This window comes from Helicobacter marmotae (assembly GCF_003364255.1).
GTDB classification, from domain to species: Bacteria; Campylobacterota; Campylobacteria; order Campylobacterales; family Helicobacteraceae; genus Helicobacter_C; species Helicobacter_C marmotae.
This window is the reverse complement of record NZ_NXLR01000010.1, coordinates 52,286-78,281: the sequence shown is the minus strand read 5'-3', so window position 1 is coordinate 78,281 and position 25,996 is coordinate 52,286. Positions and strand designations below refer to the sequence as shown.

The window sequence follows — 25,996 nt, the reverse complement described above, 5'->3', positions numbered from 1 at the left end:
GGGAGGGGCTTGAATTGCGAAGTCGCTCCCTCCCCCTTATATATCCCCCGCCCCGACGACGCCTTAAGAGGTGGCACTTCGTGCGATTTAATTTTATCGCAGTGAGAATATATCTCACTGCTGGGAGACGTTTGGGGCTTATTGTCATGTCTAGCGGGAGTGGTAACGACCGAAGAATTGCTGTTAGAATTGCTAGAAACTCTGCCACTATTGTCATTCTGAGCGTAGCCTCCGCGAAGCGAAGAATCTCTCTTAGCGACTAGTGATTCAGAGAGAGATTCTTCGGTCGCACTTCGTGCTCCCTCAGAATGACAATGAATCCAGCATTTACTAGTAAAGCCAACGGAGATTCTTCACTTTCTTGCAAAAGCACAAGGGGAGGAGATTTCCCCCGCGCGCATTTCCTGTATAATATGGCTTTCCTTAATAAACAAGCCCTTACATACTTATTTCATAAAGCCTTTTGCGCTCATTGGAGCTAGCTATACTAAGCTGCTGGCGGTATTTGGTGATAGTGCGGCGCACCATTTTAAGATCAAATTTCTCTTCTACCATTTTGAGAATCTTTATATCGCTTAAAGGCTTTTTTCTATCTTCGTTTTTCACAAGATTCAAAATAAATTCTTTTATCGAGGCGTTTGAAGTATCGCCATCAATGGCTGCGGTAAAGAAGCTTTTAATGGGGAATATGCCCCTATCACACTCTAAGTATTTGTTTGCAATCGCGCGAGATATGGTGCTTGGGGCGTAGCCTAAGTCTTGGGCGATGTCTTTAAGCTTCATAGGTCGTATTTCCCCTCCGGTAAAAAAATCATATTGATTTTCTCTTAAAGCAATGGCGATTTTAAGTATCGTGGCTTTACGCATATCAAGCGCATCGACTAGGTCTTTTGCCTCTTTGAGCTTTGTTTTGAGGAAGTCTGCGCCTGCCTTGTCCTTGATGTCTTTTATACGCTCTTCAATGAGTACCTTAGGATAATAGCTATCATTAATAGACACTTCAAGCTCATAAGTGGTGTTTTTAAGGCTATCGCTTTTGGTGCGCTCAAAGATAAAAATATCAGGTATGACTTCATTTTCCCTCGGGCTAAACTCAATCGCAGGGGGATTTCTAAAGGTTTTAATGGTTTTCATCACTTTAGGATAATCAGGGTGGTTTTTGTACTTGCTATGATTGTGCAAATCACGGATAATGCGCGCTGCTAGCTCATAGCTCTGCCCCTCTAGCTCGGTATTATCAAGCTGGAAAAGGAAAGATTCTATCACATCTTTTGCTCCCACCCCATGAGGTTCTAAATATGCAAATCTCTGCCTTATGCGCTCTATCTCATCTTCCTCTATGCCTAATTCATGGGCTAAGCTCCCCACAGAAGTGTCTAAAAACCCCTCACTATTGAGATTTTCTATAATTTTTAGAGCAATTTTTCGCGAGATGTCTGTGGGGAAAAGTGTAGAGTTAAGCTGCTCTTCAAGCACATCATAAAGGCTCTTTTGAGCTATATAGGTAGATTCAAAATTATCAGGGGTGGCTTGAGTGGTTCTTTTAGTTTTAATGGGGATAGTATGTGTGATTTGGCTTTGCACATGAGTGTAGGGATTTTCCTCTGCTATGGTATTAAGCGTCTCTTCAAGCTCATTTAAGCCACTTTGCAAAATAGGCAGCCAGCTTTTTAAGGTGCTAGATAGCCGTGTTTTGACATTAAGATTGCTTTTAAGCTTGCCTCCTATACTCATGCTTTGAAATGCTCTCCTAAGTAGTATTTACGCACTAATTGATTTTTATAAATCTCCTCCGCACTCCCGCTTGCAAGCAATGCGCCGCTTTTAATCACATAAGTGCGAGAGCACACAGAGAGCGTTTCACGCACATTATGGTCGGTGATAAGCACGCCTATATCAAGCTTGGTAAGCTTTAAGATGATGTTTTGTATATCACTTACTGCCCTTGGATCCACACCTGCAAAAGGCTCATCAAGCAAAATAAATTTAGGGTCTTTGACAAGAGCTCTAGCGATCTCCACTCTGCGCCGCTCTCCCCCGCTTAGGCTTATGCCCTTTCTTTTGCGAATGGGCTCGATATTAAATTCTGAAAGCATATTTTCAATTTTAATCTGCCTATCTTTGGCGTTTTTGATACTAATTTCTGCAGCAAGCATGAGATTATCCTCTACATTGAGGTCTTTGAAAATGCTTGATTCTTGGGGGAGATAGCCTATACCGAGGTTTGAGCGTTTATGCAATGGCAGGGAGGTGATTTCTGTATGATTAAGCATAACTTTCCCCGCACTTGGGTGCAAAAGCCCGCATATCATATAAAATGTCGTTGTTTTCCCCGCTCCATTAGGTCCTAAAAGCCCCACTACCTCGCCGCTATTGACTTCAAGCGAGATGTCTTCTACGATTTTTGTCTTTTTGATATGTTTGCTTAAATGCTCTGCTTTAAGTTTGTTCATCGCTCACCTCATAGATTCTCTGCTGCTCTTGTGGAGTGATATGTATAGAGATGACATTAAAGCCATTTTGTGCTAGGAGTTGCTGTAATTGCCAATCCCCCCATTCTATGAAGTGCAAGCCATCATTATCTAGCATATCAAGTAAGCCTAACTCAAGCATATCTTGCAAACTTTTAGCATACATATCATAGTGATAGATTTTGCTATATTGTGGGCACTCATAGCAAAGGGCGAGGTTAAAGGTAGGGGAGGGCACAGGGCTTTGCACACCTTGAGATTCCATAAAGGCACGTACAAGTGTGGTTTTACCACTGCCTATGTCCCCCATTAAAAGCACAATATGCCTATTATGCAATATCGCTTGAAGTTTGTTACATAAGCTAAAAAGCTCATTTTCTCTTAGCTCATATTTACTCATGGCTATTCCTTTCACGCACTTCTTTAATGCCTATGCTTTGCTCAATTGCCATAATCAGATCTTTATTTTGTGCAAGGAATTGCTGTTTATCATCACTCTTTTGCATAGGGCTCTCTTGTGTTTCTTGTTTTGCTATGGGAGGGTTGGAAGTAGCTTGTGGATTTTGACTTACTTGCTCAATATGCACTTCTTGCCCAAATATGGACTTCACAAGGGTATAGATGATTTTACCATGCTCTTTTAAAAGCTCTTTATCCGCGCCTTGTGCTACGCTCTGCCAACGCAATGTATGGCTTAAATCTATAAAATCTATAAAGCTCACATTTGCTTCAAAAACCGCACCCAAATGGGCATTGCGGTCTTTGATTTTAGTAATTAAGTGGCTAAAACGTATTTTGGCATTTAAGGCTGTGGATTGGCTCTCTTGCGCGGGAATCTGGGCAGGGCTTTGCGATGAGGCTTGTGCGGGAGGCTGCGTGCTGTCTTTGGATGGGCTTTGGGATGGAATCTGGGATGGGGTTTGGGAGATGGCTTGTGCTGTGCCCTGAATGGGGGCTAAAGTGCTAGCTTGGCTTAATGGAGGTTGCTTGGTTTGTGCGCTAAAGACTTCATTTTCAAGCTCTTCTATCATCGATTGAATATCTTTAATTTTCATCGCTTCTTGCATTTTAAGCGTGCATAGCAGCAAAACAAAGTTTCCATCGGTATTGAGATTAAGCAAAGTTTTAGATTCTGTAAGGATATAAGCAAATCTATCAAGGAGTAGGGGCGGGAACGCACTATCTCTTTGTAAAAGCTTATCTTTGAGAAAAAGCATCATCTCATCAAGGATCATCTCGCATTCATATTCAAAAAGTGTTTCTAATATGGCTTGGGTTTCTTGGTCTTGCTTATGCAAGATATGGTAAAAATATTTTTGTAACACTTCTGGATCAACTATACCTAGCATATCGCTTACTGCAGTGACTTCAATGTGGTTTTTGCAAAAGATAATTGCCTGATCAAGGAGGGTTAGGGTATCACGGAGGCTTCCTGCTCCACTGCGCGCGATAATATCAAGTGCTTGGGGCTCATAGCTCACTTGCTCCTTATCAAGGATATTGCTCATATGCTCTACTACAAGCTTATGGGGGATTTGCTTAAAGCGAAAGTGCTGTGTGCGGCTTAGAATAGTCGCGGGGAGTTTGAGCGGGTCAGTCGTGGCAAGGATAAATTTAACAAATTCTGGAGGCTCTTCAAGGGTTTTAAGCAAAGCGTTAAAGGCTTCTTTGCTTAACATATGCACTTCATCGATAATAAATATTTTATATCTTCCAAGGCTTGGGTGGTATTTTGTTTGTTCAATAAGGCGCTTGATGTCATCAATCCCTCTTGAGCTAGCCGCGTCCATTTCAATAATATCCATATGGTTGCCCTGTAAAGCAGCTGTGCAGTTTGGGCATTCTCCACAAGGCGTGCTCGTAGGACCACTCTCACACTGCAGGGCACGCGCGAAGATTCTAGCAGAGCTTGTTTTGCCACTTCCTCGCAATCCGCTAAAGAGATAAGCATGTGAGATGTGTTTAGAATCTAAAGCCAAAGAGAGCGTTTGAGATATGGCATTTTGTCCCACTAAGTCATTAAAAAGCGTGGGGCGATACTTCAAGGCTAGGGCTATGGAACTCATCACTTTATCTCCGAAATAAGTTGAAAATTGGCATTGTATATAAAGAATCTAAAAACTCTCATTAGTCCCTCATTGCTTATCTTGGCTTATCTTGCTCATCATAGGCAAACACAGGGAGTGAGAGTTTATAAAAAATTGCCAAAAGCCTAGCGCTCACACCGATAATTAAGGTAAGAATGCTTACTAGCAGACTATCTAAATGTGCCCATTCAAGGAGGGCATAGTAAATACCTCCCGCAAGTATGGCAATGCCTGCATAAATTTCTTTTTGAAAAACAAGGGGAATGCGCATACATAAAATATCGCGTAAAATCCCGCCAAATACGCCTGTTATCACCGCCGCACTCACAGCGATAATAAAGCCATATTCTTTATCAATCGCCACTTGCGCACCTAAAATACTAAAGACCACTAGCCCTATGGCATCGAGTGTTAAAAACACATTTTCAGAGCGAGCGATGACTCGAGGGACCTTTGTAGTAAGCAAGGCTGCAATGCAAATAAGCACGACATATTCGGGGTTTGCTACCCAAGTAAGCGGATAATGCTCCAAGAGAATATCGCGGATGGAGCCTCCGCCAATGGCTGTAACAAGTGCGATGAAAATCACACCAAAGAGATCCATTTTATGTTTGCCCGCAGCAAGCGCACCTGTCATACCCTCTGCAGTGATAGCAATCACATAAAGCGTGGTTAAAAGCATATTGTCCCTTTGAGAGTGGAAGTGAGGGGGTATTGTAACCTAAAGCAGCTTAGAATCATAATAAATCCATAAAATATGGAATTACTTTTGCTTTGTTTAATGGAATCACAAAAAGTGCAAATACAAAGGATATATTATGATGAGGTCTCTTTATACTGCTACTACGGGTATGTTAGGGCAGCAACTCCAAATTGATAATACATCAAATAACATCGCCAATGTTAATACTACAGGCTATAAGAAGCAGAGGGCGGAATTTGCAGATTTGTTTTATCAAGTGCTTCAATATGCCGGCACAAGCACAAGTGAAACAACTATCTCTCCCACAGGCATAGAGGTGGGGCTTGGCGTGCGTCCTGTGGCGATTCAAAAAATGTTCTCCCAAGGGCATCCCAAAGAGACAGAAAATAACCTTGATATTGCTATTACGGGGAATGGCTTTTTCCAAATTGAACTCCCTGATGGGAATATCGCCTATACTCGCGCAGGGAGCTTTAAGCTTGATAGCGATGGGAATGTGGTGAATGCAGAGGGCTATAGGCTTATCCCTGAGCTTAGCATTCCAGAGGGGGCGACACAAATTAACATCGGCACTGATGGCACTGTGAGTGTGATTGAGGGGAATCAAACAGAGGTGAATGTATTGGGGCAGATTGAAATTGTGAATTTCATAAATCCTGCGGGTTTGCACTCTTTGGGAGATAATTTATTTATTAATACCAATGCTTCAGGAGACCCTGTAGCAGGCGTGCCCGGGCTTGATGGCTTTGGGCAGTTAAGGCAGGGATTTTTAGAGTTAAGTAATGTCAAACTTGTAGAAGAAATGACAGATTTAATCACCGGGCAGAGAGCGTATGAGGCAAATTCTAAGAGTATCCAAACCGCAGACGCTATGCTCCAAACCGTAAATGCCCTTAAACGATAGGCTTTAAATAAGAGTAGCAAATCTTTGTCATTCTGAGGCTTTAGCCGAAGAATCTCAAATTAAAATCAACAGAGATATTTCACCTACGGCTCAATATGACAAAACTCAAGCTAAACTTATCCTTAAAGCCCAAATCACCACTCTAAAAAAGGAAATTGCTAAGCTTAAGCCTATCACGCCTCTAAACTCATCAGCCTTAAAGCCAAGTGGGGAATCTATACCATCTCAACATACACAATCCCCAATCCCAACAAAAAGCATTGAAAATGCTAATTTTCAAAACACTTTCACCCCACCTTTTGAAATTCCCAAATCTTGGGTATGGGTGAGGTTGGGAGATATTGGGGAAGTCTTTACAGGAACAACACCACCAACTAATAAAATAGAAAATTTTGGAACTTTTATACCATTTTTGGGACCAGGAGATATTGATGAGGTGGGCAATGTTAATTATACCAACAAGGGATTGTCTGAAATAGGGTTGCGAAAAGCCAGAAAAATTCAAGCAAATTCTATTCTTGTAACCTGTATTGGTGGATTGATTGGCAAATCTTGTATCATTGATAGGGAATGCACTTGTAATCAGCAAATCAATATTGTTATGCCTTGTAGTTGTGCAAATTTTAAAATACTTTATTTTATTATTATTAGCCAATACTTTCAAACACTAATGCGAGAAAGTTCAACAGGGACAGCCACACCTATTATAAACAAAACACTTTTTGAGAATCTTCCTGTCCCCCTGCCGCCTCTAGCGGAGCAAGCCTATATCATTCAAACCCTTGATAAGCTCTTCGCACTTGCCAAAGGTTTAAGAGTAGAATAATGAGAAAAAACTATAATTACTTTGTAATTATTATTAAGGATTTACACAATGACGACACTTATCAAAATAGGCAATTCTCAAGGCATACGCATACCCAAAGCCCTTATAGAGCAAGCCAAGCTACAAGACTGCGAAATCTCCCTAAGTGTAGTAGAAAATGGCTTGTTGCTTGAGCCTAAAAGAAAACTCAACAAAAAGGTAAGGGCAAATTGGGATAGCTTGGATTTGCAACATTTAGCCAAAAAGCATGACAAAGAATTGCAAGGCTTAAGTGAAACATTTATTTCCAGCGATACAGATACCAAAGAATGGGAATGCTAATCAAATGAGAAGTGATAAATTTGAACGCTTTGGGGTGTATTGGGTCAATTTAGAGCCTGTAATCGGTAGTGAAATCGCCAAAACGCGTCCCTGTGTGATCATCTCACCCGATGAGCTAAACTACCTTAGCACAAGGATTGTAGCCCCTATCACCTCAAAGGGATTTGATGCACCTTTCCGACTTAATATTACCCTAGAAGGTAAAAAAGCTAGAATCTTATGCGACCAAATACGCACTTTATCCATAAAGCGCTTTAGCAAGAAAATCACCACACTTTCACACAAAGATTCTGCAAGGTTGCTAGAAATCTTACAAGAATTTTTCGCGTAAAGGTTTGCTATTTTTACTAAATGGGCGATAGAAGAAGTATTTATAGGAGGTTTTAAGATTTAAATTTCAGGTTTTGTGAGATAGTCTCTTTGCTATTTCTAAAGTAGAATAATCTTTAATATTCTAGTGCCAATTCCCCTTTGATTGAAATTTTCAAAGACATCTCTAGTTTTTCTTGAATAAACCCAGCAAGATTAAGGCATTTGATGCCTTTCTCTTGGGCAATTTTTGGAATCTTTTTAAATATTTTATTGTCATTGCTTGTTAAACTTTCTTCTGTGATAATGACACATTGTCCCTTTAGTATCACATAATGTATCAGCTTAAAATCTGCACTTTTGATAAAGTCTTGTTTTTGACTGCTATATTCTTGCTCGTCTAGCTGCCCTCTCTTGGCAAATGAGACAATGAAGTTATTATCTATCTCTCTGTGTAATTTCTTTGTGATGACCTCATCAAATGGGGTTGCTCTAATGGGCGAGTCTTTAAGGAATTCTTTAAATACCAATCCCTGTGCGACATATTTACACTCATCTTTCACTGCTGTGAGCAAGATAAAATCTTTTCTTTCAAAACCCTCAAGTAAGAAGTTTCGCAACTGCCCACTTGCATCAAAAGGCAAATAATATCGCACCAAATAAACCAAAGAGTTTGTATCAAAAAGGTATTTATCCATAGATAAAGTCCTCTAAATTATTATTTTTAATATATCTTTTAAAGCGTGTGCGCATTGTGTATTCACTCACGATACCTTCTAAAAAAGCATTGATAAAAATATCTTTTTGCAATGGTGAGAGGATAGGAATGGGGGGCTTAAAGCCTTTAGTCTTTTGATTGTCTTTACTGCTTTGTTTTTGTTGCTCATATTCGTTTTGCAAACTCTCTTTAAGTTGATTGTATTTTGTCCATCGTATTTTGTTGGTGTGGGCGAAATGATAAAAAATCGCAAGTCTGCTAATATGTCTTTTTTCTGATAATTCTTGTATGGTTTGATTTGTAAGGTTTATTTCGTTGATATTGATATTTTGTATTTCTTCCAAGCTTTCGCCTAGCAATAAGGCAAAGGCGAATTGATTGCACCAAGATTCTTCATTATTTGGATTTTGGATAAAGGTATTTTCATCAATATTTTCATTGTTTAAAAGATAATGTCCCAATTCATGAGCTAAAGTAAAAATCTCTCTTTTTCTGCTATTTTGCTTTTTTAGCACGATAAAATTAGGCTTGATAAAGAATCCGCACAAATTACTTTTATATTTTTTGTTAAAAGATTCTATGTTTTCTAAAACCAAAATGTTTTGCTCTACGAGATTTGCAATAAAAGATTCTAAAAATTTTTTGTCAGTAGGGCTTTTTGTAGGAAGTAAAAATTGCATTTCTCTAGCAACTTCAAGCGGAGAATCTGCTAATGAAAAATGCTTTAATTTGCGTTTTGTAAATGCAAAATCTCCAAGCTTTGCCAAGCTTTTTATATAATTAATATCTTTTTCATATTGAGTGATAAACTGAATATCTCCTATTTCTAGTTTATCGTTACAATTAGCTTTTCTGAATAAAATACTTGAATTTTGTGTATCAATTTGCAAAGGATTTGTATAAAAATCTAAACCCATTTTAAAAACATCATCAATCTTTTTTAAGATTGTTTTTGTCAATGGTTTATTAAAGTCAATTTTTGCATTAATTTCCCTTTGCAAATCCTCTTTTGAGAGTTTAAAAAGCTCCAATAAATACTCTAATCGTCTTACATTGATTTGTATTGGCATTGTTCTTTTGGTGTTTTCCTAATGAGGTTTAAAACTAAGCTAGATTGTATCAAAAAATTCCTAAGATACTATTATTCTACCCTTAAGCCTTTTGCGAGGGCAAAGAGGGAATCGAGTGTTTTAACTATAAATACCTGTTCTACAAGTGGTGGCAATGGAATAAGAAAATCCTTTATTTTGTCTTTGCCTACTCCTCCTATAATCCCTACCAAATTAAGGTTAAATTCTTGCAAAAAGTTAGGATTTTGCAAATAAAAGTATAAAAATTTCGCATTGCAAAAAGAAGATTCAAAACAACACAATTTATTGCCAAAGCATACATTTTCTTCCAAAAATCCTATCTTTTTCCCCGCACTTCCTCCCTCAAGACAAAGCAAGGTCGAGTATTTTTTAGCGATTTTAAAGTCATTGCTCTTACAATAAGGTATTTTTATACCATTTTCATACATAATTTGCCTATCTGTATTTATATCTTTAGTGCCTATGTAATTTAAGCCCTCCTTGTGTCCTGTAAATTCCTTTTCTTTTTTGTCTGCATTAATGCTATTGCCTGTAAAAATCTCGCACACTTCTCCCAATTTTACCCATACCCAAGATTTGGGAATTGCAAAAGGTGGGGTGAAGGTAGAATTGTCATATTGAGGCTTTGAAAAAGCCGAAATATCTCTGCTAGATTCTTTAAGGGATTCTTCGGCTAAAGCCTCAGAATGACAAGTTAAAGGCGTGATGATTTTAAGCTTTGTGATTTCTTTTTTCAAAGCTGTAATTTGGGCTTTAAGATTTTGCTTTGCTTCTTTATCTTTTTCATTTTTGAGGCTAGATTCTAAGGTTTTTAATGCTTTTTCTTTGCCTTTTTTGTCTTTTAGGATTGACGCATTATAGGATTCTATCTCGCTTAGGGCATTTAGCTTTGCTTATCTTGCTTATCTTGCTTATCTTTGTTTGGTTCTTTTGAGTTTTGGGGTTGCTCTGTGTGTTTTGGGGCTTCTTGGAGTTTAGGCGTGGCGGTAAGCCCGATTTGTATCGCGCTTGTGAAATACTCTAAAATCTCCATCCAGGTAGAATCTGCCCTCGCAAGATTTCATGCTTTTTAAACTCCAGGCGCCCATCGCTAAAAGTGTAGTTATACTTTATATCGCATTTTTGCTCCATGCCGATGTCTGCCGTATTGTGGCTTGCCTTTTGCAAGGCTGGAGTGATAAAGCGAGTTTTGGTCTCTTCTTCACTAAGTTTGGAGTGCATTTTAAACCTTTGAAATTTTAGCTTTTATTATAGTGTAAGATTTTTATAAAAAATTGAAGTTTATGCGAGGCTTGATTGTGCTTTAAGCATAATGTGAAGGTGGTTTGGGAGGGCTTGGAGTGGGTATTGTGAGAGTGAGGTTTTGGCTTTATCAATCAAGGGTGAATTTGCAAGGGTGAATTTGGCATTATTGTGATAGCACCTTTTTAGCACCTCTAGCGGATGTGAGAGTTAAGAAGCTCAAAGCTAAGATGTCTTAGCAAATATAAATAGAGAGCTTTGGGCTTCATCTCACGCTTATACATAAAGCAACTTTACCCATACGCTTGCCTAAGATATAGCAAAATCCTTGTTATGCTGAGGATGTAAATACTCAAAACATCTCTAAAACTCTCTTTATACCGACTCTGCTGCTTGTTAGTGTGAAATGAAGAAACTCTCTGAAATCTATGAGTGCTTTTTAAGGGGTCTTTTACCTCCTTGCGGAGGTTGATATAAGGATGGCTTAAGGAGTAGCTAAGGCTTAAGTATTAGAGTTTGAAGTATTCTAAGTGATGTTTGAGTGAATCTGAAATACCTTTTAATTCTTCAATGGTTTTATTGGCACTCTCTAAGGAGAGATGTGTCTCTTGCGAGAGTGTTGAGATATTTTGCATATCAGTAGAAATGCTCTCCATTGTGCTCTTTTGCTGGCTTGAGCTTGAAGCGGCGATTTGGGCTTTTTGCAATGAATCTTTGGCTTGAGATTGAATCTCCTCTAATGTCTGCACAGAATCCATAATAAGCTTTTGCCCCTTTTCAATTTGTGGGACTATAGCTTCAATAGAAGTTACAGAAGTATCTATGCTATCTTGGATAAGCTTAATCATATTGGCAATTTCTGCGGTTGTAGAGGCGGTGCGCTCTGCTAGTTTTCTCACTTCATCAGCTACCACCGCAAAGCCCCTGCCATGCTCACCCGCTCTTGCTGCTTCTATAGCGGCATTAAGGGCTAGGAGGTTAGTTTGGTCTGCGATTTCTGCAATTAAGCTTGCACTGCTACCAATTTCTGTAGATTGTTGTTGCAAGCCGCGGATATTATCTGCTGAAGAGCTAATCATTTCACTGATTTTGCCAATTTCCTCTGCGGTGATATTGATAATTTCTACACCTTTTGTAGAAACCTCTACACTCTTTAGAGAGTTTTCTTCTGTTTGTTTGGCGATATTTGAAACTTCTGTTAAGGACTGCTCCATTTGCCCTATTTTGTTTGTTACTTGTGTGGAGCTTTGCATTTGCGTATTGGCGACATCTTGAGCTTTTTGTGAAGTGGTGGAAACTTGAAGGGCAATGTCATGGATTTGATTTGATGAATGCGTGATAAACTCTACAATTTCTTTGAGCTTTTGTTGCATCATAGCGATAGAGGAGAGCATAGAATCTGAACTTTTATAATGTATTGATTCTGAGAGGTTTCCATTGGCAATCTTTGATACGATATTTGAAGCTACATAAGGCTCTCCACCAAGCAAGTTGCGTAAGATTCTAATAATCCCCATAGAGATAACAAGCCCAAAAATAATGCTACATGCTAAAAGCACTAAGAGGACGATTCTAAAGCCTATTACATCATTTCTTAGTTTCGTAGTGAGGTCTGAATTGGCATTTTCTTGATAGTCGATAAATTGGTTAATTTCTTTTAGCCATTGTGTGAAATAAGGGGCGAGTGTATCAAGCAAGTCATGTGCTTTTTGGGTATCTCCAGCGAGTTTGGCTTGTATAATTTGCACAATTAAGGGGATACTTTTTGCCTGTGTGGCATCGATGTCTTGGAGTATGCTAAGCTCTTTTTCATCAAGGATTTTTGTATTGATGAATTTTTCCTGCATGTTGGTTTCGGCTTCTTTATAGAATTGCTCTAATTTATTAATTTGCCCTAAAAGCTCTTGTAATCCTTGTTGGTTATTTTCATCAATAAGCACCACATCTCTAATGGCTATAGCCCTATCATGCACGCTTCCTCTAAAGTTGATAGCATATCTTTGAGCAAGGGCATTGACATCATTAATTTCACTCAAAGCATCATCGATTTTGCTTACTTTATGCAAACTAATAGCCACGATGACACATGAAAATATTAAGAGCACACCAAAGCCAAAAGCTAACATGGCAGATGTGCTTGTTTTTTTGGGTTTTTTTGATTCTAATTGGTTTGACATAATTCCTCCTTCTTTCCTTTATCTCATCAATTTATCTTTAGAATATTACAATGTATTTGATAAATATAATCCATAAAGTTTTGCCTGCGGGTAATTTGGATTTGTGCAGTTTGTGCAATTGTAAATTAATGTGCTACAATCGCGCTTTTATCTTAAGGGGCATACTATGGATATGGGAATGGTAGCGCTTATGTTGGGCGTATCTCTTATGCTTGGTTTATTTGGCTTACTCGCATTTTTGTGGGGGCTTAAAAATGGGCAGTTTGATGATGCGAATAAAATGATGCAGGGCGTGCTCTTTGATTCTGTAGAGGATTTAAATCTCGCCGCTAAAGCTGATAAAAAACATATAAAATGCCCCAAAGCATCAAACAACAAAGGAGAAAAGAATGAATAAAATATATGATGTAGGTGTAGTGGGTTGTGGTCCTGCTGGAGTGAGTGCGGCTATAGAATGTTTAGGGTATGGGTTAAGCGTGATTGTGTGTGAAAAGGGTGAAACGCACAATATGAGTATCAACAAATTTTACAAAGAGGGCAAACGCGTTGATAGAGATTATAAGGGGCAGGTGGTTGAGCTTAAGGGGAAAATTGATTTTAAAGACGGCAATAGAGAGAGTACTTTAGCGTTTTTTGACGCTCTGCTTAGTGGCGTGGAAGTAGCCTATCAACACGAAGTAGAATCAATCACTCCCCTCTCAAATGGAGAGGGATTTATGCTCCATACTACGAATAACCATAGCTTTCAAGTGCGTTTTGTGGTCATTAGCATTGGTAAAATGGGGCAGCCAAATAAGCCAAGCTACCCTTTCCCCTCAAGTGTGCGTAAGAAAATTAATTTTAATGCTAATGACGCACAAGGCTTTGAGAAGATTCTTGTTGTAGGCGGGGGGAATTCTGCTGTAGAGTATGCTTGCGATTTAGCTCAAAATATACAAGAAAATGGAAGTGTAACGCTTAATTACCGCCGCACAGAGTTTAGCCGCATTAATGATGTGAATGCAAAGGCACTTGAAGATGCCATTAAATCTGGCAAGTTATGCGCAAAATTAGGGGTTGATATTACAGGGCTTGTAGATGATAATGGCAACATAGGTGTGGAATTTACCGATGGGAGTAAAGCAAGCTATGAGCGCGTGATTTATGCCATTGGTGGGGCAAGCCCTGTGGATTTCCTACAAAAATGCGGGGTACAAACTGATGAGAAAGGCACGCCCCTTTGCTCTGAATGTTGGGAAAGTAATGTAAAAAATATGTTTGTCGCTGGTGATATAGCTCTTAAAAGCGGAGGGTCGATTGCTGCTGCGATAAAGCATGGCTATGAAATCGCACAAGTTATCGCCAAACGAAAATAATCAAAAATAATGATGAGGGGTTAAGAGCCTTGCCCTCTTAGCTGCTCTAATCTATCACGTTTTGTGCCAATTTCTGTGATTTGGATTCCAAAGTTCCCATCTACAATCACTACTTCACCCTTAGCAATAACCTTATCATCTACGAGTATTTCAAGCGGGTCATTGGCAAGCTGATTAAGCTCTATCACACTTCCTATATCCATAGCAATCACATCTTTAAGGAGCATTCTTTTCTGCCCAATACGCACTTTGACATTAAGGCGCACATCTAAAATCATATTGATATTTTTATACTCTGTGCTTGTGAGTGCAGCAGCGGCTTGAGGAGCGGGAGATTCTATATTTATACTTTGTGGTTGCTTGTCTTGCTCAAAGAGTTTGACAAAATTCGCACTTGTTAGGATAGTGAATTTTGATTGAATAGAATCAAGTGAAAAATTAAATATATAGGCTTTATTAAAACGTGATAAATCCATACTTTGCGTGATAAATTCAATATTCGTGCAAGTGAAGTTCAGCTTTGGGAGCTCTTTTTGTGCATTAAGGGCTGTGGAGATAGCCCCAAAAATATTGGCGGTAATTTCTTTAATGGCATCTAAGTCATCATCATTCATTTCTTTTTTGACTTCGCCCTCCCCGCCAAGCATCATATCTGCTAGGGCAGTTCCCATCTCTACAGGGATAATCATACCAAGCTCGCCATCGCCTCCGCCACTAGCAACGATATAGCTAATAGCATAGGGCACAGGGATATTCTCAAGGCTAATATCGCCATCCATAGTGTGCGTTACGCTGGGGGTTTTCCCCATTAAGCCCTCAATAGTAGCCGTGGTTTCTGCGACAACTAAATCTATAAATGGCTTCATTCTCCCTCCTCTGCAATATCAGCGATTCTGTTTTTACGTTGTGATTCAAGCATTTCAAGGACTTCTTTAACTTGATCTTTTTCTGTTTTTATCACTTCTTTGATTTGTAAGGTTTTGCGATAACGTTGCAAACCAATGCTTGCTATGTATTTTTCACGTCCATCGACAGATACAAGAATCGTATCATCAGCAGCCCTATCAAGGCGCACAATATCTCCTACTTGCAAATCTAGCACTTCTTTTAATGTAAGCGTGGCATTGCCTAAATAGCCATTGATGATGACATTTGCTCCAGCTATGAGGGCTTGGAGCTCTTTATTACGGCTCTTTTTAGAGCTTGTATCACTTAGCATCAAATCGCGGCTTGCTAGACGTGAGAGGACGGTTTCAAGTGAAATCACAGGGTAGCAAATGCTCATCATACCGCTGCTATGCCCGATGATAATCTCCATAACCACCATAATGACAATTTCATTTTGTGCCACGATTTGCACGACATTTGGGCTAGATTCTTTAGAATCCACAGAGGGGAATATCTCTGTAATCGAGCTCCACGCTTCTTTGAGATTTTGCATAATTTGACGTAAAAGTGTATCAAGGAGATTAAGCTCAATATCGCTAAACTCACGCGAATTTTCATACGGGTCGCCTTTCCCTCCTAAAAGTCTATCAATCATAGGAAAAGCAATGCTGGGGTTTATCTCTAAAATGGCAGCGCCCTCTAAGGGCTTCATAGAGAAGATATTAAAGCTTGTAGGGCTTGGCAAGCTCATCAAAAACTCCCCATAAGTCATTTGATCCACGCTATGGAGCTGAATCTCAACAATACTTCTCATCACCGCAGAAACTTGCGACGAGAGGCTTCTTGCCATTTTGTCATGGATGGATTTAAAGGCACGGAGTTGCTCTTTGCTTACACGATTTGGACGTTTGAAGTCATAGAGGGTAACTTGTTTTTGATGTGTGAGGTCTTGCTTTTCTATCTCGGCGGTATCGCCCTCATCATCGACAACCTCTAAGAGGGCATCAATTTCTTCTTGACTTAATATATCAGCCATTTATATCTCCTAATGATTGTCGAATCTTTTTGATAACTTCTTTTGCAATTTGTGAGATACGCGATTCTGTAATCTCGAGAATCTCGCTGATTTCCTTGAGGCTAAGCTCTTCAAAATAATAAAGCTGAATGATCGTCTGCTCCCTTTTGCTAAGCTTGCTTAGAATCTTTTGTATCAGTTCCATAAGTTCATCTTTTTGCACATCTTCTACAATATTTTCAGCACAAATGACATTATATTGCTCATCAATGGGCACAAGCGCGTATATATCAGAGGCTATGCGGGCTTCCTTTACTTTCGCAATATCTTCATTAAGAATCTTTGCTAGGTATTCATCGCTAGGCTCTTCTTGGTGTTCATTAAAGTATTTTGAGACTTCATAATCAATGCTTTTAACAAGCTTGCGATTAGCACGAGAGAGAATATCAAGGCTGCGCAAATAGTCTAACATCGCTCCATTTACACGAGTTTTAGCATAGCCCCAAAAGGAGTCGTTGATATTGCTATCATAGCGGCGTGCAAGCTTGATTAGCTCTTCTGTGCCAATAGAGACTAAATCTGCCATTTCAATAGAGCTAGGCAAACGTTCTTTAAGGCGAAAAGCCATTGCTTTGACTGCGGGCAAGTATTGCAAAGCAAGCTCATCTTGAGCATATTTGAGTGTTTGGGTATAGCCATAGTTTTGTTTTATGCTTTTCACTTTAATCTCCTCTGGTTTGTCCATTTTGTGCTTCGGTTATATCTTCATCATCAATTTTAATGCTTTTAATAAAGCTGCGGATTCTAGCGGATTCTTTTTCTCGCTTATCAAATTCGAGTCGATAGAATTCTAAATTACTCTCAAGCTTGCTTTTTTTGAGCTTAGAGTTGCTAAAATCTAAAAACCAAAAATACAATGACACACTGATAGCTACAATCAAATACACGCCCATTGTTGTAATGATAGTCCATAGCACCATAAATTCTGGCTCATCAAATTTGCTAATGGCACAAGCAAGCCCCACAAAGAATCCAGCCACAATGCTAAAGCTCATATAATTATCTGGTTTCATTTTGCTCCTCTTGCATGCCTAAAAGTAGCCAAACACTCGCCTTAAGAAATCGGTAAAATGCTGCTTTTGAGATGAGGTAAGCATATTGTGTTCCAAATAAGAAATGAGATTATTAGCGATAAATTGGATTTGTCCGCTAGCAGCACTTAGAGGCTCAGATTTGACAAAAAGCTCCCTTGAGCGCACAGCTTTTGCAATCACTTGACTTTGCTCGATAAATCCAAGTGATTGCAAATGTAAAGATGGCAGATTCTTTTTGGCTACGTTTAAGATACGTTCAAACACAAGTTGTGATTCTTTTTGACTTTTGACCATATTAAGAATCATAAAAATATTCTCTCGCGTTTTGCTATTAAGTTTGATAGTCGCATAGGCATCAGTAAGTGCGGAGGGGTCTGGTATAGTACCCACTACTATCACATCACTTGCATTCAAAAACCCCTGCGTAACCCCGCCAATCCCCGCTCCTGTGTCAATAAGCATATAGTCAATATCGCTTAAAATATCACTCTCTTGCAAGAAACGTTCAAACATACCGCTATTAGCGTATTTAAGAATCTCCTCCCCGCTATCTCCGGGGATAAGATATAAGCCCTCTTCTATAGGATAAATAATACTTTGAAAGCTCACTTCCCCACGTAAAGCGTGGAGGATATTATGCTGCACTTTTAACCCAAACATCAAATCAAGGTTTGCTAAGCCAATATCTGCATCAAAAATGGCTATTCGCTTTTTTTGTTTCCATAGGGCGTATGCTAAGTTCGCACTAATGCTAGACTTGCCCACGCCTCCTTTGCCTGAAGTGATAGCGATAAAACGCGTGGAGCTAAAATTGCGCTTATCTTGGCTTTGCACAAGAGATTGGAGCTCATAAGCTTGGTTTTGTATCATCGTTACTCTTTTATTTAGATTCTGGTTTTCTAAATCCATCAAGCAGGCAATCAACTAAATAGTCATTCCCTGCTAAGATTAAATCATTAGGCACACTTTGCCCAATAGAGAGATAAGAAATAGGCTTTTTGGTTTCATAAACAAGTGAAAAAATATTGCCAAAATAGCGACTTTCATCAAGTTTGCTAAAGATTAGGGTATCAATATTTAGCTCACTAAAGGCATTATATGTATCGCGTAAATCCTCATATTTAGCATTTGCTGCAAGCACAAGATGTATGTCAATTTTATAGTCATTATTGAGGTAGCTTTTAAGTAGCTGGAGTTTGTTTCTGTCATGCTGGGAATGCCCTGCTGTATCTACAAGGATATAATCACAATATTTGAGCGAATCGATAGCTTTGCCAAATTCTTCAGGCTCTATAACGGTATCGATGCTTAATTTCATCATACGTGCATACGCCATAAGCTGATCCACTGCTGCTAAGCGGTATGTATCAAGGGTAATTACCCCCACGCGGTAACGTGCATTCATAAGAGAATATCGCGCTGCAAGTTTGGCTAGAGTTGTGGTTTTACCCACGCCTGTGGGTCCTACAAACATCATAATTTTTTTACTCTCATTTTGGAGATTTTCACTTCGGCAGTAAATCATTTTACGGAGTACTTCACGGAAGTAACGTTTAATGGTGAGGGAGCTAGAGCGCATTTTTAGGGGCATAAGCTCTAAGGAGAGCTGCATAATGGTATTTAAATGCTCTTTATTCATACCGCTATTTTTGGCGATTCTATAAATTTCTGCAAATTCTTGTGGGATATTGATATGCTCATTTTTGGGAGATTTTTCTTCCCATAGCATATTTTGAATAATCTTTATTTTGTCATTGAGTTCGCTCATTTCATTTTTAATCTCTCTTAACTCATTTTTCTCACTTATACTTTGGGCTAAACGGCTTTGGGCTAAGTCTTGAATCTTCTCATTTGCCCGCTCATCAATATTGGGTTTTTTAGGTGTATTGGTGGGTGTGGGAGTGCTTGTAGGATAGGGGCGCGCAGAAGTTTGAATCTTAGGATTTTCTGGCATATTGCTTGGGACATTGGCAATTTTTGAAATTTGTTTAACTGCATCAGATAGCTGGAGGGTAACTTCATCATAGATTTTTGGCTTTTGGGCAACTTTACGTTTTTTTGCCATTTTTTTCTCTGCGATTTCATCAAGCTTTTTTTGCACGCTATTTTGTGGAGGTTGTGCTGTTGCTTGCGGTGTGGGGGATTGGGCTTGGGTTGTGGCTTTTGGCTCTATATTGTCTTCATCTACGGCGATAACCATTTCATATAAACCAGATTGATTGAGCGATTTTTTCCGTATTTCTTTGTTTTCTACAATAAGAAATTCATCTCCAAAAGTCTCTTTTGCCTTTTGCATAGCTTGGGCTGGGGTATCTCCCATAAAGGTATGAAGTTTTTTTGCCATTATATTTGCCTCTTTTGAAAATAAAATATTTATTGTAGCTTTTTGGGCTTAATTAAAAGTTTAATTTCTATCACGCTTTTACAAGTGTGGAGTCTCCAATAAATCCTAAAAAGCAATTCTTTGATTGAGTTTAAAACTAGGACAATAAGGGCATATTTATTATGGGCTTATGGGCAGAGGAAGGCACTTTATAAGCAAAATTTTATACAAGCACAGCTACAATCGCACTCTTATTTGCATGTAATCTATGATTCCGTATTCATTCATCAATGATAGTGATATGCGGGTTTTGGGTGTATTTGCAAATACAATTCACACATACCAATCCTTGAATGTTAGGTTGCAGAGATTTAAAGAATCTTTGTTAAGGGGTATGGCGGATAAACTACATTATTGTTAAGGAGACAACTATGGTAACAATGAAAGATTTACTTGAGTGTGGCGTGCATTTTGGTCATCAAACTCGCCGATGGAATCCAAAGATGCAGAGATTTATCTTTGGGGTGAGGAAAAATATTCATATTATTGACTTACAAAAGACATTACGATACTTTCGCTATACATATAATATTGTTAAAGAAGCCGCGAGTGAGGGCAAGGTGATTATGTTTGTGGGTACAAAGAAGCAAGCAAGTGAAACACTTAAAACCTATGCAGAATCTGTAAATGCCCCTTATGTGAATTATCGTTGGCTTGGAGGTATGCTTACAAATTTTAGCACGATTAAGAAGTCCGTGCGCAAACTTGAAATCATTGAAGAAATGGAAAATAGCGGGCAAATTGATCTTTTAACCAAAAAAGAAAAGCTCATGCTCCAACGTAAAAAAGAAAAGCTTGATAAATATCTCGGCGGTGTACGCCATATGAAGAAAGCCCCTGATATGATTTTTGTAATCGATGCAGCAAAGGAGAAAATCGCCGTAGCAGAGGCACGTAGATTAGGCATACCTGTGGTTGCACCATTAGATACCAATTGCGATCCTGATATGGTAGATTATCCTATCCCGGGGAATGATGATGCGATTCGCTCTATTCAGCTTTTTTGTAAAGAGATTAGTGAAGCGATTTTAGAGGGAAGAGCTGAAAATAAAGATATGCAAGAGGCTGCAGAAGGTGAGGGCGAGATGGCTCCTGTTACAGATGCAGAAAAAGAAGAAATACTTGATGAAGTAACACAAGAGATTGCTAAAGATATGCAAGAGGAGGAGTAATATGGCAGATATTTCAGCACAGCTTGTAAAGCAACTCCGCGAGATGACAGATGCGGGTATGATGGATTGTAAAAAGGCACTTGTAGAAACTCAAGGTGATATTAACAAAGCCGTTGAATACTTGCGAGAGAAAGGCTTAAGCAAAGCAGCTAAAAAGGCTGATAGAGTAGCTAGTGAGGGTGTGGTAAGTGTAGAGGTCGCAGGTGATTACACAAAGGCAAGTATTATTGAGATAAATTCTGAAACAGACTTTGTCGCTAAGAATGATACCTTTAAAGAGCTTGTAAGCAAGACGGCAAAAATCGTCCATGAGCATTCTCTCTCTTGCACAGAAAAACTTCATAGTATGAGTGTTGAGGGTGTGAAATTTGAGGAGTATCTCCAGCAAAATATTGCTAAAATCGGTGAGAATATCGTAGTGCGCCGCATAGCAAGCATACAAGCAGATGGCAAGGGGATTGTCAATGGTTATGTGCATTCAAATGGGCGCGTAGGGGTGCTTATTGCTATGAAATATGGCAAAGATGGCTCTAAAAATGCGTGTGTGGAGCTTGCTAAGGGTATTTGTATGCACGCAGCAGCGATGAAGCCACAAGTGTTAAGCCCTGCAGAGCTTGATAGTGATTTTATACAAAAAGAAAAGGTTGCTATTATTGCTGAACTTACCAAAGAAAACGAGGAGCTCAAAAGACTTGGCAAAATGCTCCATAAAATCCCTCAATACATCAGTCGTAGCGAACTTACAGAATCTGTCCTTGCAGCACAAGAGCAAAAACTAAGAGAGGATTTGAAAGCACAGGGTAAGCCAGAAGCCATTTGGGATAAGATATTACCCGGGCAAATGGAACGTTTCATAGCTGATAGTACATTGCTTGACCAAAGAATGACACTTCTAGGGCAGTTTTATGTAATGGATGATAAAAAGACCATCGCACAAGTTTTAGAATCTAAAAGTAAAGAGCTTGATGATAGGATTGAAATCGTGCAGTATGTTCGTTTTGAGCTTGGTGAGGGCATTGAGAAAAAGGTAGAGGATTTCGCCGCTGAAGTTGCCGCACAAATGCAATAATAAGCTTTTGCCATACACACCCTTGCTTTAAGGAGTCTTTGCTTGGAGATTCTGATATATAGCAGGGTAGGGGCTTTATCTAGGGGTCTTATAAAGGATAGTTATGAATCCACTGCTTCGTGCTTCTCATCTCTCTCATAGTTTTGAAACCACGCTTTATAAGGATGTGAATCTTCAAGTGAATGAGGGGGAGAGCATAGCGATTTTGGGGGTTAGCGGAAGCGGTAAATCCACACTTTTAAACAACCTCTCCACTTTACTTCCTCCTAAAAACGGGTATGTAGGCATACTTGATTATGATAATATTTATGCCCTAAGCTCTAAGGAGCAGCTATTGTTGCGTAGGCTACATATAGGCATTGTCTTTCAATCACATTATTTATTTCGTGGTTTTAACGCTATGGAAAATCTCAAAGTCGCCTCTCTTCTCTCTAAAGAGCCCATAGACCATACCCTTTTAGAATCTTTTGGCATTAGCGGGGTGCTTGGGCAGCCTATAGGCGAGCTAAGCGGCGGGCAGCAGCAAAGGCTCTCCATAGCGCGGGTTTTAACTAAAAAGCCAAAGCTTATCTTTGCTGATGAGCCCACGGGGAATCTTGATAAACAAACCGCATTGCATGTTATGGATATTTTGCTTGCCTATATTGCCTCGCATAAAGCGGGGCTTATCCTTGCTACACACGATAATGACATCGCCTCTGCTTGTAATAGAACATACCAACTCTCCAATATGGCATTGCAACAAGTGCAAGTATAGTAAAGTGTATGTATAGCATTTGATAAAAAGTAGGATTTATTATTGTAATTAGGTTAAACTTTTAGAGAAATTCATACAAAGGGAGAGTATGCAAGAGGTCATTACTTTACTTGAGCAGTGGGGCTACATTCTTTTGTTTCTTTATTCATTAGGTGGGGGATATGTAGGCTTACTCACCGCCGGGGTAATGAGCGCATTGGATAAGATGGATTTGTATTATGCGATGCTTGTAGCTTGCGCGGGCAATATCGTTGGTAGCTCAAGCCTCGCATATCTTGGACGTTATCAAAAAAAGGACTTAATAACATATTTGCAAAATCACAAACGCAAAATCGCTCTCTCTCAAATATGGCTTAAAAAATACGGACTTTGGCTTATTATATTTGGCAAATACCTCTATGGAGTGAAAACGCTTGTGCCTTTAGCCATTGGCTTTAGCCGATTTCCTTTAAAGAAGTTTTTTATCATTAATGCTCTTGCTTGTGTGCTTTGGGCAGTCTTTGTCGGGCTATTTGGGCATTATGCAAGTAGTGGGGTGATACTCTTACTTGAAAAAATTGATGCGCATTCATATTTTGTGCCTATTGTTTTGCTTGTGCTCTGCGTGTTTTTGTATGTGATTGTCTCTAAAGTCTCCACAAAGGCTAAAAAGGCATTATAACAGCACATTTAAGCCATAATGCAAGCAGGTAGAAATGAGCCACAAGTGAAAATATATAAAATAAGATTATTTATTATTTTTATTTTTGTATGATTATGTTTGTTTATTCCCCAATTTATTAGACTTATTTTATTTGGAGTTATTGGAGAGCAGGTTGTGATTGGAAAGTATAAGCATATAAGCATTATTTTAGTGTGTATGTATATTTTTGTTATATGTATATCTATGCTTATAGGCGATGAAATATGGAGCATATCTCGGCTTTTTGGAGTGCTTTTTGGCGCAGAGGCGGCAGATATTGATAAAAGCATTTTGTTTGATGTGCGCTTGCCTCGCATTGTTATGGCTATTTTAATTGGTATGTTGCTTTCATCATCAGGTTGTGTTACTCAAAGTGTTTTTGCTAATCCTATAGCCGATCCTTACATTATAGGTATTGCTTCTGCGGCGACTTTTGGCGCGGTTGTGGCGTATGTGCTAGGTTTGGCTGATTTTTACTTTGGGATATTTGGCTTTGTTTTTTGCTGTGCATTTGCATTTGTAATCTTTAAACTTAATAGCTATGCCAATATCACTACCTTACTCATTGTGGGCATTGCTATTTCATCATTTTTAGGGGCATTTACTTCGCTTTTAATTTATTATATTGGAGAGGATTCCTTTAAAATCGTAGCTTGGCTTATGGGGTATTTGGGCTTAAGCTCATGGGATAAAGTCGTGCTGCTCTTTATCCCGCTTGTGCTATGTATGTCGTATTTTTATATACATCGCCACGAGCTAAATATCATTCTTAGTGGTGATGATGAGGCAAGGAATCTCGGCGTTGATAGCCCTAAGCTTAAGCGCAATCTCCTCATTGTCTCTTCATTTAGCGTGGCTTTCAGCGTGGCATTTAGTGGGTTAATAGGCTTTGTGGGCTTAGTGATACCTCATATTGTGAGATTATGGATTAAAGATTATAACAACGCACTTGTTTTGCCATTATCTACTGCTTTAGGCGGTGTGTTTTTACTTTGTTGTGATGATATAGCACGTAGTATTGTTAATGTGGAAATTCCCATAGGGATTATTACTGCATTTTTTGGTGCGCCGCTCTTTTTGTATCTCGCACTCTGCACAAGGAGAAGCTTATGAGCCTATCTGTATCTGCTTTAAGCTATACTTTAGGGCATAAGGTGCTTTTAGATGATATATCATTTCGTGTTACACAAGGCGAGTTTTTGGGGATTTTGGGCGCTAATGGCGCGGGTAAAAGCACTTTATTGAAGCACATACTAGGCATTTTGCCCCTACAAAAGGGTGAAATCACACTTTTTGATAAGCCTATAGGCGACTATAGTATTAAAGAGCTCTCCAAACTCATTGGCTTTGTGCCGCAAAAATCAGGCATTACTATGCCATTGCTTGTAAGAGATGTGCTGCTTATGGGTAAATATGGCACGTTGCAAAATGCCTTTACCCATTATAGTAAAGATGATGTAGAGCAAGTAGAGGAAATGGCTTGTGCTTTAAAAATAGAGGCATTTTTATTCCGTAATGTGCTCTCTTTAAGCGGGGGTGAGTTTCAGCGAGTTTTACTCGCACGTGCCTTGCTTAAAAAGCCTAAAATCCTCTGCTTAGATGAGCCCACAAGTGCGCTTGATTTGCATTTTGCTATTGAGCTTTTGAGTTTATGCGAGCACTATATCCGCACGCATAATATTATGGTCATTGCGATTTTGCATGATGTGAATCTTGCCTCGCTTTTTTGTCATCGCCTGATTTTTCTAAAAAATGGAGCTCTGCGTTATGATGGCAAAAGTAACGACTTGCTTGTACCTGCTGTGTTGAAGGAAATTTATGGCTTGGAGTGCGAAGTGATGCCCCATAAAGGCAGGGCGCATATTATTATTTCAAAGGAGAGTGTATGAGAATATTGTTGTGCATTATGAGTTTTACCTGTATGTTATTGGCGAGCAATCGCTTAGTTGTGCTTGACCCAGCGAGCATTGAGATTATTTATGAATTAGGCAGTGGAGATGACATAGTCGCTATTGCACATTTGCAGCAGAGTGCTATAGCCCCTAAGGAGAAGACAGAGAAACTCCCCAGTGTAGGGAGCTTCTCAAACCCTTCTATTGAGAAGATTCTAAGTTTTAAGCCTACATTGGTGATTCTTAGCTCTTATTCTTTAGGGCTAAAGGAACGTTTGGAGAAACTAGGCATTGCTACTTTATATCTTCAAGCCCAGAGGTTAGATGATTTATTTACAAATATCACTACTTTGGCGGATTTGCTTCATAAGCAAAAAGCAGGTGAGAAGCTAAAAGATTCTATCCGGGAGGCATTGCTTGGGCTTCAAAAAGACCCGATTAAAAAAAGTGCTATCTTTCTTTTCTCTACCAATCCCCTCATGGGCTTTGCGGATAATTCTGTTATAGCAGATATTTTCCGCATTATAGGGGTAGAAAACCTAACCCCCGCAAGCGAGGCACAACGTCCTATCATTTCAAGCGAGTTTATCTTAAAAGCCAATCCAGATATGATTATCTTGGGCATACAAGCCCAGGACCCAGCAGTATTGCTCCAGCAAAATCCAGCTTTTAAGAATCTCAAAGCCGCCCAAAATAAGCATATAATTGCCTATCCTTATACATATTCCCTCTTGCGCGTCTCTCCGAGCATAGTAGGGCATATTAAAAGCTTTAAGGAGAGCCTAGAGCAAGCCCAATGAAGTATGCTATAATCCCTGCTTATTTTCTCTAAAGAAGCAG

Annotated in this window: 32 protein-coding genes and 1 pseudogene; 14 read left to right on the top strand and 19 right to left on the bottom strand. The window is 39.2% G+C overall.

Annotation, left to right across the window (positions count from 1 at the left end; translation table 11 throughout):
* The 6 genes from CQA63_RS10075 to CQA63_RS06190 form a co-directional block, all read right to left on the bottom strand.
* Nucleotides 1–208, bottom strand: a 208-nt coding sequence (locus CQA63_RS10075) for a hypothetical protein (RefSeq protein ID WP_211305733.1), incomplete at its 3' end; no start/stop codon positions are given.
* Between the two features lie 230 nt (nucleotides 209–438).
* Nucleotides 439–1,734 carry an RNA polymerase factor sigma-54 gene (locus CQA63_RS06210; protein ID WP_104699940.1) on the bottom strand — a complete coding sequence of 432 codons (1,296 nt, stop codon included), beginning with the start codon at nucleotides 1,732–1,734 and terminating at the stop codon, nucleotides 439–441.
* A complete protein-coding gene (lptB, locus tag CQA63_RS06205) occupies nucleotides 1,731–2,453 on the bottom strand; it encodes an LPS export ABC transporter ATP-binding protein (protein ID WP_104699941.1) in 723 nt (240 codons plus the stop codon). The genes CQA63_RS06210 and lptB overlap by 4 nt, the downstream gene beginning before the upstream one ends.
* Nucleotides 2,440–2,871: a tRNA (adenosine(37)-N6)-threonylcarbamoyltransferase complex ATPase subunit type 1 TsaE gene (gene tsaE, locus CQA63_RS06200; RefSeq protein WP_104699942.1), complete on the bottom strand. Its 432-nt coding sequence runs from the start codon at nucleotides 2,869–2,871 to the stop codon at nucleotides 2,440–2,442. The genes lptB and tsaE overlap by 14 nt, the downstream gene beginning before the upstream one ends.
* A complete protein-coding gene (locus tag CQA63_RS06195) occupies nucleotides 2,864–4,537 on the bottom strand; it encodes a DNA polymerase III subunit gamma/tau (protein WP_104699943.1) in 1,674 nt (557 codons plus the stop codon). Before CQA63_RS06195 ends, tsaE begins: the two co-directional genes overlap by 8 nt.
* A gap of 76 nt (nucleotides 4,538–4,613) precedes the next feature.
* Nucleotides 4,614–5,240 carry a trimeric intracellular cation channel family protein gene (locus CQA63_RS06190; protein WP_104699944.1) on the bottom strand — a complete coding sequence of 209 codons (627 nt, stop codon included), beginning with the start codon at nucleotides 5,238–5,240 and terminating at the stop codon, nucleotides 4,614–4,616.
* A gap of 136 nt (nucleotides 5,241–5,376) precedes the next feature.
* Here CQA63_RS06190 and flgG point away from each other — a divergent pair, with 136 nt between their 5' ends.
* From flgG to CQA63_RS06170, 4 genes are read left to right on the top strand one after another with little or no spacing between them, the layout of a single operon-like run.
* Complete coding sequence (gene flgG / locus CQA63_RS06185) at nucleotides 5,377–6,165, top strand: flagellar basal-body rod protein FlgG (RefSeq protein WP_104699945.1); 789 nt, start codon at nucleotides 5,377–5,379, stop codon at nucleotides 6,163–6,165.
* A 7-nt stretch (nucleotides 6,166–6,172) separates the two neighbouring features.
* The gene (locus CQA63_RS10500; protein WP_104699946.1) at nucleotides 6,173–6,991 is read left to right on the top strand and encodes a restriction endonuclease subunit S; all 819 of its coding nucleotides are present in this window, start codon (nucleotides 6,173–6,175) and stop codon (nucleotides 6,989–6,991) included.
* A gap of 48 nt (nucleotides 6,992–7,039) precedes the next feature.
* A complete protein-coding gene (locus CQA63_RS06175) occupies nucleotides 7,040–7,312 on the top strand; it encodes an AbrB/MazE/SpoVT family DNA-binding domain-containing protein (RefSeq protein WP_104699947.1) in 273 nt (90 codons plus the stop codon).
* Between the two features lie 4 nt (nucleotides 7,313–7,316).
* On the top strand, nucleotides 7,317–7,643 hold the full coding sequence (locus CQA63_RS06170; RefSeq protein ID WP_104699948.1) for a type II toxin-antitoxin system PemK/MazF family toxin: 327 nt from the start codon (nucleotides 7,317–7,319) through the stop codon (nucleotides 7,641–7,643).
* A gap of 115 nt (nucleotides 7,644–7,758) precedes the next feature.
* On the opposite strand, the gene CQA63_RS06165 is transcribed toward CQA63_RS06170, so the two are convergent.
* The 7 genes and pseudogenes from CQA63_RS06165 to CQA63_RS06145 form a co-directional block, all read right to left on the bottom strand.
* Entirely contained in the window at nucleotides 7,759–8,319 is a 561-nt protein-coding gene (locus tag CQA63_RS06165; protein ID WP_104699949.1) for a DUF4411 family protein, read from the bottom strand.
* Nucleotides 8,312–9,409 carry an ImmA/IrrE family metallo-endopeptidase gene (locus CQA63_RS06160; RefSeq protein ID WP_104699950.1) on the bottom strand — a complete coding sequence of 366 codons (1,098 nt, stop codon included), beginning with the start codon at nucleotides 9,407–9,409 and terminating at the stop codon, nucleotides 8,312–8,314. Before CQA63_RS06160 ends, CQA63_RS06165 begins: the two co-directional genes overlap by 8 nt.
* 71 nt (nucleotides 9,410–9,480) lie before the next feature.
* Entirely contained in the window at nucleotides 9,481–10,167 is a 687-nt protein-coding gene (locus CQA63_RS06155; RefSeq protein WP_199770692.1) for a restriction endonuclease subunit S, read from the bottom strand.
* Nucleotides 10,168–10,403: 236 nt separating this feature from the next.
* Nucleotides 10,404–10,484, bottom strand: a pseudogene (locus tag CQA63_RS10575) (DEAD/DEAH box helicase family protein); the annotation flags it as partial.
* Nucleotides 10,451–10,651, bottom strand: coding sequence for a hypothetical protein (locus CQA63_RS06150; protein ID WP_104699951.1), 201 nt, complete (start codon nucleotides 10,649–10,651; stop codon nucleotides 10,451–10,453). The gene CQA63_RS06150 and the pseudogene CQA63_RS10575, both read right to left, overlap by 34 nt.
* A gap of 60 nt (nucleotides 10,652–10,711) precedes the next feature.
* Nucleotides 10,712–10,864 carry a hypothetical protein gene (locus tag CQA63_RS09840; protein ID WP_170128382.1) on the bottom strand — a complete coding sequence of 51 codons (153 nt, stop codon included), beginning with the start codon at nucleotides 10,862–10,864 and terminating at the stop codon, nucleotides 10,712–10,714.
* Nucleotides 10,865–11,181: 317 nt separating this feature from the next.
* Nucleotides 11,182–12,849 carry a methyl-accepting chemotaxis protein gene (locus tag CQA63_RS06145; protein WP_104699952.1) on the bottom strand — a complete coding sequence of 556 codons (1,668 nt, stop codon included), beginning with the start codon at nucleotides 12,847–12,849 and terminating at the stop codon, nucleotides 11,182–11,184.
* 166 nt (nucleotides 12,850–13,015) lie between these two features.
* Between CQA63_RS06145 and ccoS the strand changes: the two genes are divergently transcribed.
* Nucleotides 13,016–13,246 carry a cbb3-type cytochrome oxidase assembly protein CcoS gene (ccoS, locus tag CQA63_RS06140; protein ID WP_104699953.1) on the top strand — a complete coding sequence of 77 codons (231 nt, stop codon included), beginning with the start codon at nucleotides 13,016–13,018 and terminating at the stop codon, nucleotides 13,244–13,246.
* Nucleotides 13,239–14,204, top strand: coding sequence for an NAD(P)-binding domain-containing protein (locus CQA63_RS06135; protein WP_104699954.1), 966 nt, complete (start codon nucleotides 13,239–13,241; stop codon nucleotides 14,202–14,204). Before ccoS ends, CQA63_RS06135 begins: the two co-directional genes overlap by 8 nt.
* Nucleotides 14,205–14,224: 20 nt before the next feature.
* Here the strand turns inward: CQA63_RS06135 and fliY are convergent, their stop codons facing one another.
* Genes fliY through flhF form a run of 6 tightly spaced genes read right to left on the bottom strand, consistent with a single transcriptional unit; the run spans nucleotide 14,225 to nucleotide 19,545 of the window.
* Nucleotides 14,225–15,070 (bottom strand): flagellar motor switch protein FliY, encoded by an 846-nt coding sequence (gene fliY / locus CQA63_RS06130; RefSeq protein WP_104699955.1) that lies wholly within the window; start codon nucleotides 15,068–15,070, stop codon nucleotides 14,225–14,227.
* Nucleotides 15,067–16,128 (bottom strand): flagellar motor switch protein FliM, encoded by a 1,062-nt coding sequence (gene fliM, locus CQA63_RS06125; protein WP_104699956.1) that lies wholly within the window; start codon nucleotides 16,126–16,128, stop codon nucleotides 15,067–15,069. Before fliM ends, fliY begins: the two co-directional genes overlap by 4 nt.
* On the bottom strand, nucleotides 16,121–16,852 hold the full coding sequence (locus tag CQA63_RS06120) for an RNA polymerase sigma factor FliA (RefSeq protein ID WP_199770693.1): 732 nt from the start codon (nucleotides 16,850–16,852) through the stop codon (nucleotides 16,121–16,123). Before CQA63_RS06120 ends, fliM begins: the two co-directional genes overlap by 8 nt.
* Nucleotides 16,830–17,180, bottom strand: a complete 351-nt coding sequence (locus tag CQA63_RS06115) for a hypothetical protein (RefSeq protein WP_104699958.1) — start codon at nucleotides 17,178–17,180, stop codon at nucleotides 16,830–16,832. Before CQA63_RS06115 ends, CQA63_RS06120 begins: the two co-directional genes overlap by 23 nt.
* Nucleotides 17,181–17,198: 18 nt before the next feature.
* On the bottom strand, nucleotides 17,199–18,071 hold the full coding sequence (locus CQA63_RS06110) for a MinD/ParA family protein (protein ID WP_115511844.1): 873 nt from the start codon (nucleotides 18,069–18,071) through the stop codon (nucleotides 17,199–17,201).
* A 10-nt stretch (nucleotides 18,072–18,081) separates the two neighbouring features.
* A complete protein-coding gene (flhF, locus tag CQA63_RS06105; RefSeq protein WP_104699960.1) occupies nucleotides 18,082–19,545 on the bottom strand; it encodes a flagellar biosynthesis GTPase FlhF in 1,464 nt (487 codons plus the stop codon).
* A 247-nt stretch (nucleotides 19,546–19,792) separates the two neighbouring features.
* On the opposite strand from flhF, the gene CQA63_RS09835 reads away from it, so the two are divergent.
* The 8 genes from CQA63_RS09835 (at nucleotide 19,793) to CQA63_RS06070 (ending at nucleotide 25,956) form a co-directional block, all read left to right on the top strand.
* Nucleotides 19,793–19,945 carry a hypothetical protein gene (locus CQA63_RS09835; RefSeq protein WP_170128381.1) on the top strand — a complete coding sequence of 51 codons (153 nt, stop codon included), beginning with the start codon at nucleotides 19,793–19,795 and terminating at the stop codon, nucleotides 19,943–19,945.
* A 10-nt stretch (nucleotides 19,946–19,955) separates the two neighbouring features.
* Complete coding sequence (gene rpsB, locus CQA63_RS06100; protein WP_104699961.1) at nucleotides 19,956–20,756, top strand: 30S ribosomal protein S2; 801 nt, start codon at nucleotides 19,956–19,958, stop codon at nucleotides 20,754–20,756.
* A gap of 1 nt (nucleotide 20,757) precedes the next feature.
* Entirely contained in the window at nucleotides 20,758–21,825 is a 1,068-nt protein-coding gene (tsf, locus tag CQA63_RS06095) for a translation elongation factor Ts (protein ID WP_104699962.1), read from the top strand.
* A gap of 112 nt (nucleotides 21,826–21,937) precedes the next feature.
* Nucleotides 21,938–22,582: an ABC transporter ATP-binding protein gene (locus CQA63_RS06090; protein WP_199770694.1), complete on the top strand. Its 645-nt coding sequence runs from the start codon at nucleotides 21,938–21,940 to the stop codon at nucleotides 22,580–22,582.
* 88 nt (nucleotides 22,583–22,670) lie between these two features.
* The gene (locus CQA63_RS06085) at nucleotides 22,671–23,243 is read left to right on the top strand and encodes a DedA family protein (protein WP_104699964.1); all 573 of its coding nucleotides are present in this window, start codon (nucleotides 22,671–22,673) and stop codon (nucleotides 23,241–23,243) included.
* Nucleotides 23,244–23,441: 198 nt separating this feature from the next.
* Nucleotides 23,442–24,377 (top strand): FecCD family ABC transporter permease, encoded by a 936-nt coding sequence (locus CQA63_RS06080; protein ID WP_104699974.1) that lies wholly within the window; start codon nucleotides 23,442–23,444, stop codon nucleotides 24,375–24,377.
* Nucleotides 24,374–25,153 carry an ABC transporter ATP-binding protein gene (locus tag CQA63_RS06075; protein WP_104699965.1) on the top strand — a complete coding sequence of 260 codons (780 nt, stop codon included), beginning with the start codon at nucleotides 24,374–24,376 and terminating at the stop codon, nucleotides 25,151–25,153. Before CQA63_RS06080 ends, CQA63_RS06075 begins: the two co-directional genes overlap by 4 nt.
* Entirely contained in the window at nucleotides 25,150–25,956 is an 807-nt protein-coding gene (locus CQA63_RS06070; RefSeq protein WP_104699966.1) for an ABC transporter substrate-binding protein, read from the top strand. The genes CQA63_RS06075 and CQA63_RS06070 overlap by 4 nt, the downstream gene beginning before the upstream one ends.
* Nucleotides 25,957–25,996 lie beyond the last annotated feature (40 nt).

Bases quoted from the DNA above. Each gene is read 5' to 3' on its own strand.
- CQA63_RS06210 (WP_104699940.1), bottom strand. From the start codon at position 1,734: ATGAGTATAGGAGGCAAGCTTAAAAGCAATCTTAATGTCAAAACACGG.
- lptB (WP_104699941.1), bottom strand. From the start codon at position 2,453: ATGAACAAACTTAAAGCAGAGCATTTAAGCAAACATATCAAAAAGACA.
- tsaE (WP_104699942.1), bottom strand. From the start codon at position 2,871: ATGAGTAAATATGAGCTAAGAGAAAATGAGCTTTTTAGCTTATGTAAC.
- CQA63_RS06195 (WP_104699943.1), bottom strand. From the start codon at position 4,537: ATGAGTTCCATAGCCCTAGCCTTGAAGTATCGCCCCACGCTTTTTAAT.
- CQA63_RS06190 (WP_104699944.1), bottom strand. From the start codon at position 5,240: ATGCTTTTAACCACGCTTTATGTGATTGCTATCACTGCAGAGGGTATG.
- flgG (WP_104699945.1), top strand. From the start codon at position 5,377: ATGATGAGGTCTCTTTATACTGCTACTACGGGTATGTTAGGGCAGCAA.
- CQA63_RS06175 (WP_104699947.1), top strand. From the start codon at position 7,040: ATGACGACACTTATCAAAATAGGCAATTCTCAAGGCATACGCATACCC.
- CQA63_RS06170 (WP_104699948.1), top strand. From the start codon at position 7,317: ATGAGAAGTGATAAATTTGAACGCTTTGGGGTGTATTGGGTCAATTTA.
- CQA63_RS06165 (WP_104699949.1), bottom strand. From the start codon at position 8,319: ATGGATAAATACCTTTTTGATACAAACTCTTTGGTTTATTTGGTGCGA.
- CQA63_RS06160 (WP_104699950.1), bottom strand. From the start codon at position 9,409: ATGCCAATACAAATCAATGTAAGACGATTAGAGTATTTATTGGAGCTT.
- CQA63_RS06150 (WP_104699951.1), bottom strand. From the start codon at position 10,651: ATGCACTCCAAACTTAGTGAAGAAGAGACCAAAACTCGCTTTATCACT.
- CQA63_RS06145 (WP_104699952.1), bottom strand. From the start codon at position 12,849: ATGTCAAACCAATTAGAATCAAAAAAACCCAAAAAAACAAGCACATCT.
- ccoS (WP_104699953.1), top strand. From the start codon at position 13,016: ATGGATATGGGAATGGTAGCGCTTATGTTGGGCGTATCTCTTATGCTT.
- CQA63_RS06135 (WP_104699954.1), top strand. From the start codon at position 13,239: ATGAATAAAATATATGATGTAGGTGTAGTGGGTTGTGGTCCTGCTGGA.
- fliY (WP_104699955.1), bottom strand. From the start codon at position 15,070: ATGAAGCCATTTATAGATTTAGTTGTCGCAGAAACCACGGCTACTATT.
- fliM (WP_104699956.1), bottom strand. From the start codon at position 16,128: ATGGCTGATATATTAAGTCAAGAAGAAATTGATGCCCTCTTAGAGGTT.
- CQA63_RS06120 (WP_199770693.1), bottom strand. From the start codon at position 16,852: ATGGACAAACCAGAGGAGATTAAAGTGAAAAGCATAAAACAAAACTAT.
- CQA63_RS06115 (WP_104699958.1), bottom strand. From the start codon at position 17,180: ATGAAACCAGATAATTATATGAGCTTTAGCATTGTGGCTGGATTCTTT.
- CQA63_RS06110 (WP_115511844.1), bottom strand. From the start codon at position 18,071: ATGATACAAAACCAAGCTTATGAGCTCCAATCTCTTGTGCAAAGCCAA.
- flhF (WP_104699960.1), bottom strand. From the start codon at position 19,545: ATGGCAAAAAAACTTCATACCTTTATGGGAGATACCCCAGCCCAAGCT.
- CQA63_RS09835 (WP_170128381.1), top strand. From the start codon at position 19,793: ATGATTCCGTATTCATTCATCAATGATAGTGATATGCGGGTTTTGGGT.
- rpsB (WP_104699961.1), top strand. From the start codon at position 19,956: ATGGTAACAATGAAAGATTTACTTGAGTGTGGCGTGCATTTTGGTCAT.
- tsf (WP_104699962.1), top strand. From the start codon at position 20,758: ATGGCAGATATTTCAGCACAGCTTGTAAAGCAACTCCGCGAGATGACA.
- CQA63_RS06085 (WP_104699964.1), top strand. From the start codon at position 22,671: ATGCAAGAGGTCATTACTTTACTTGAGCAGTGGGGCTACATTCTTTTG.
- CQA63_RS06080 (WP_104699974.1), top strand. From the start codon at position 23,442: ATGTATATTTTTGTTATATGTATATCTATGCTTATAGGCGATGAAATA.
- CQA63_RS06075 (WP_104699965.1), top strand. From the start codon at position 24,374: ATGAGCCTATCTGTATCTGCTTTAAGCTATACTTTAGGGCATAAGGTG.
- CQA63_RS06070 (WP_104699966.1), top strand. From the start codon at position 25,150: ATGAGAATATTGTTGTGCATTATGAGTTTTACCTGTATGTTATTGGCG.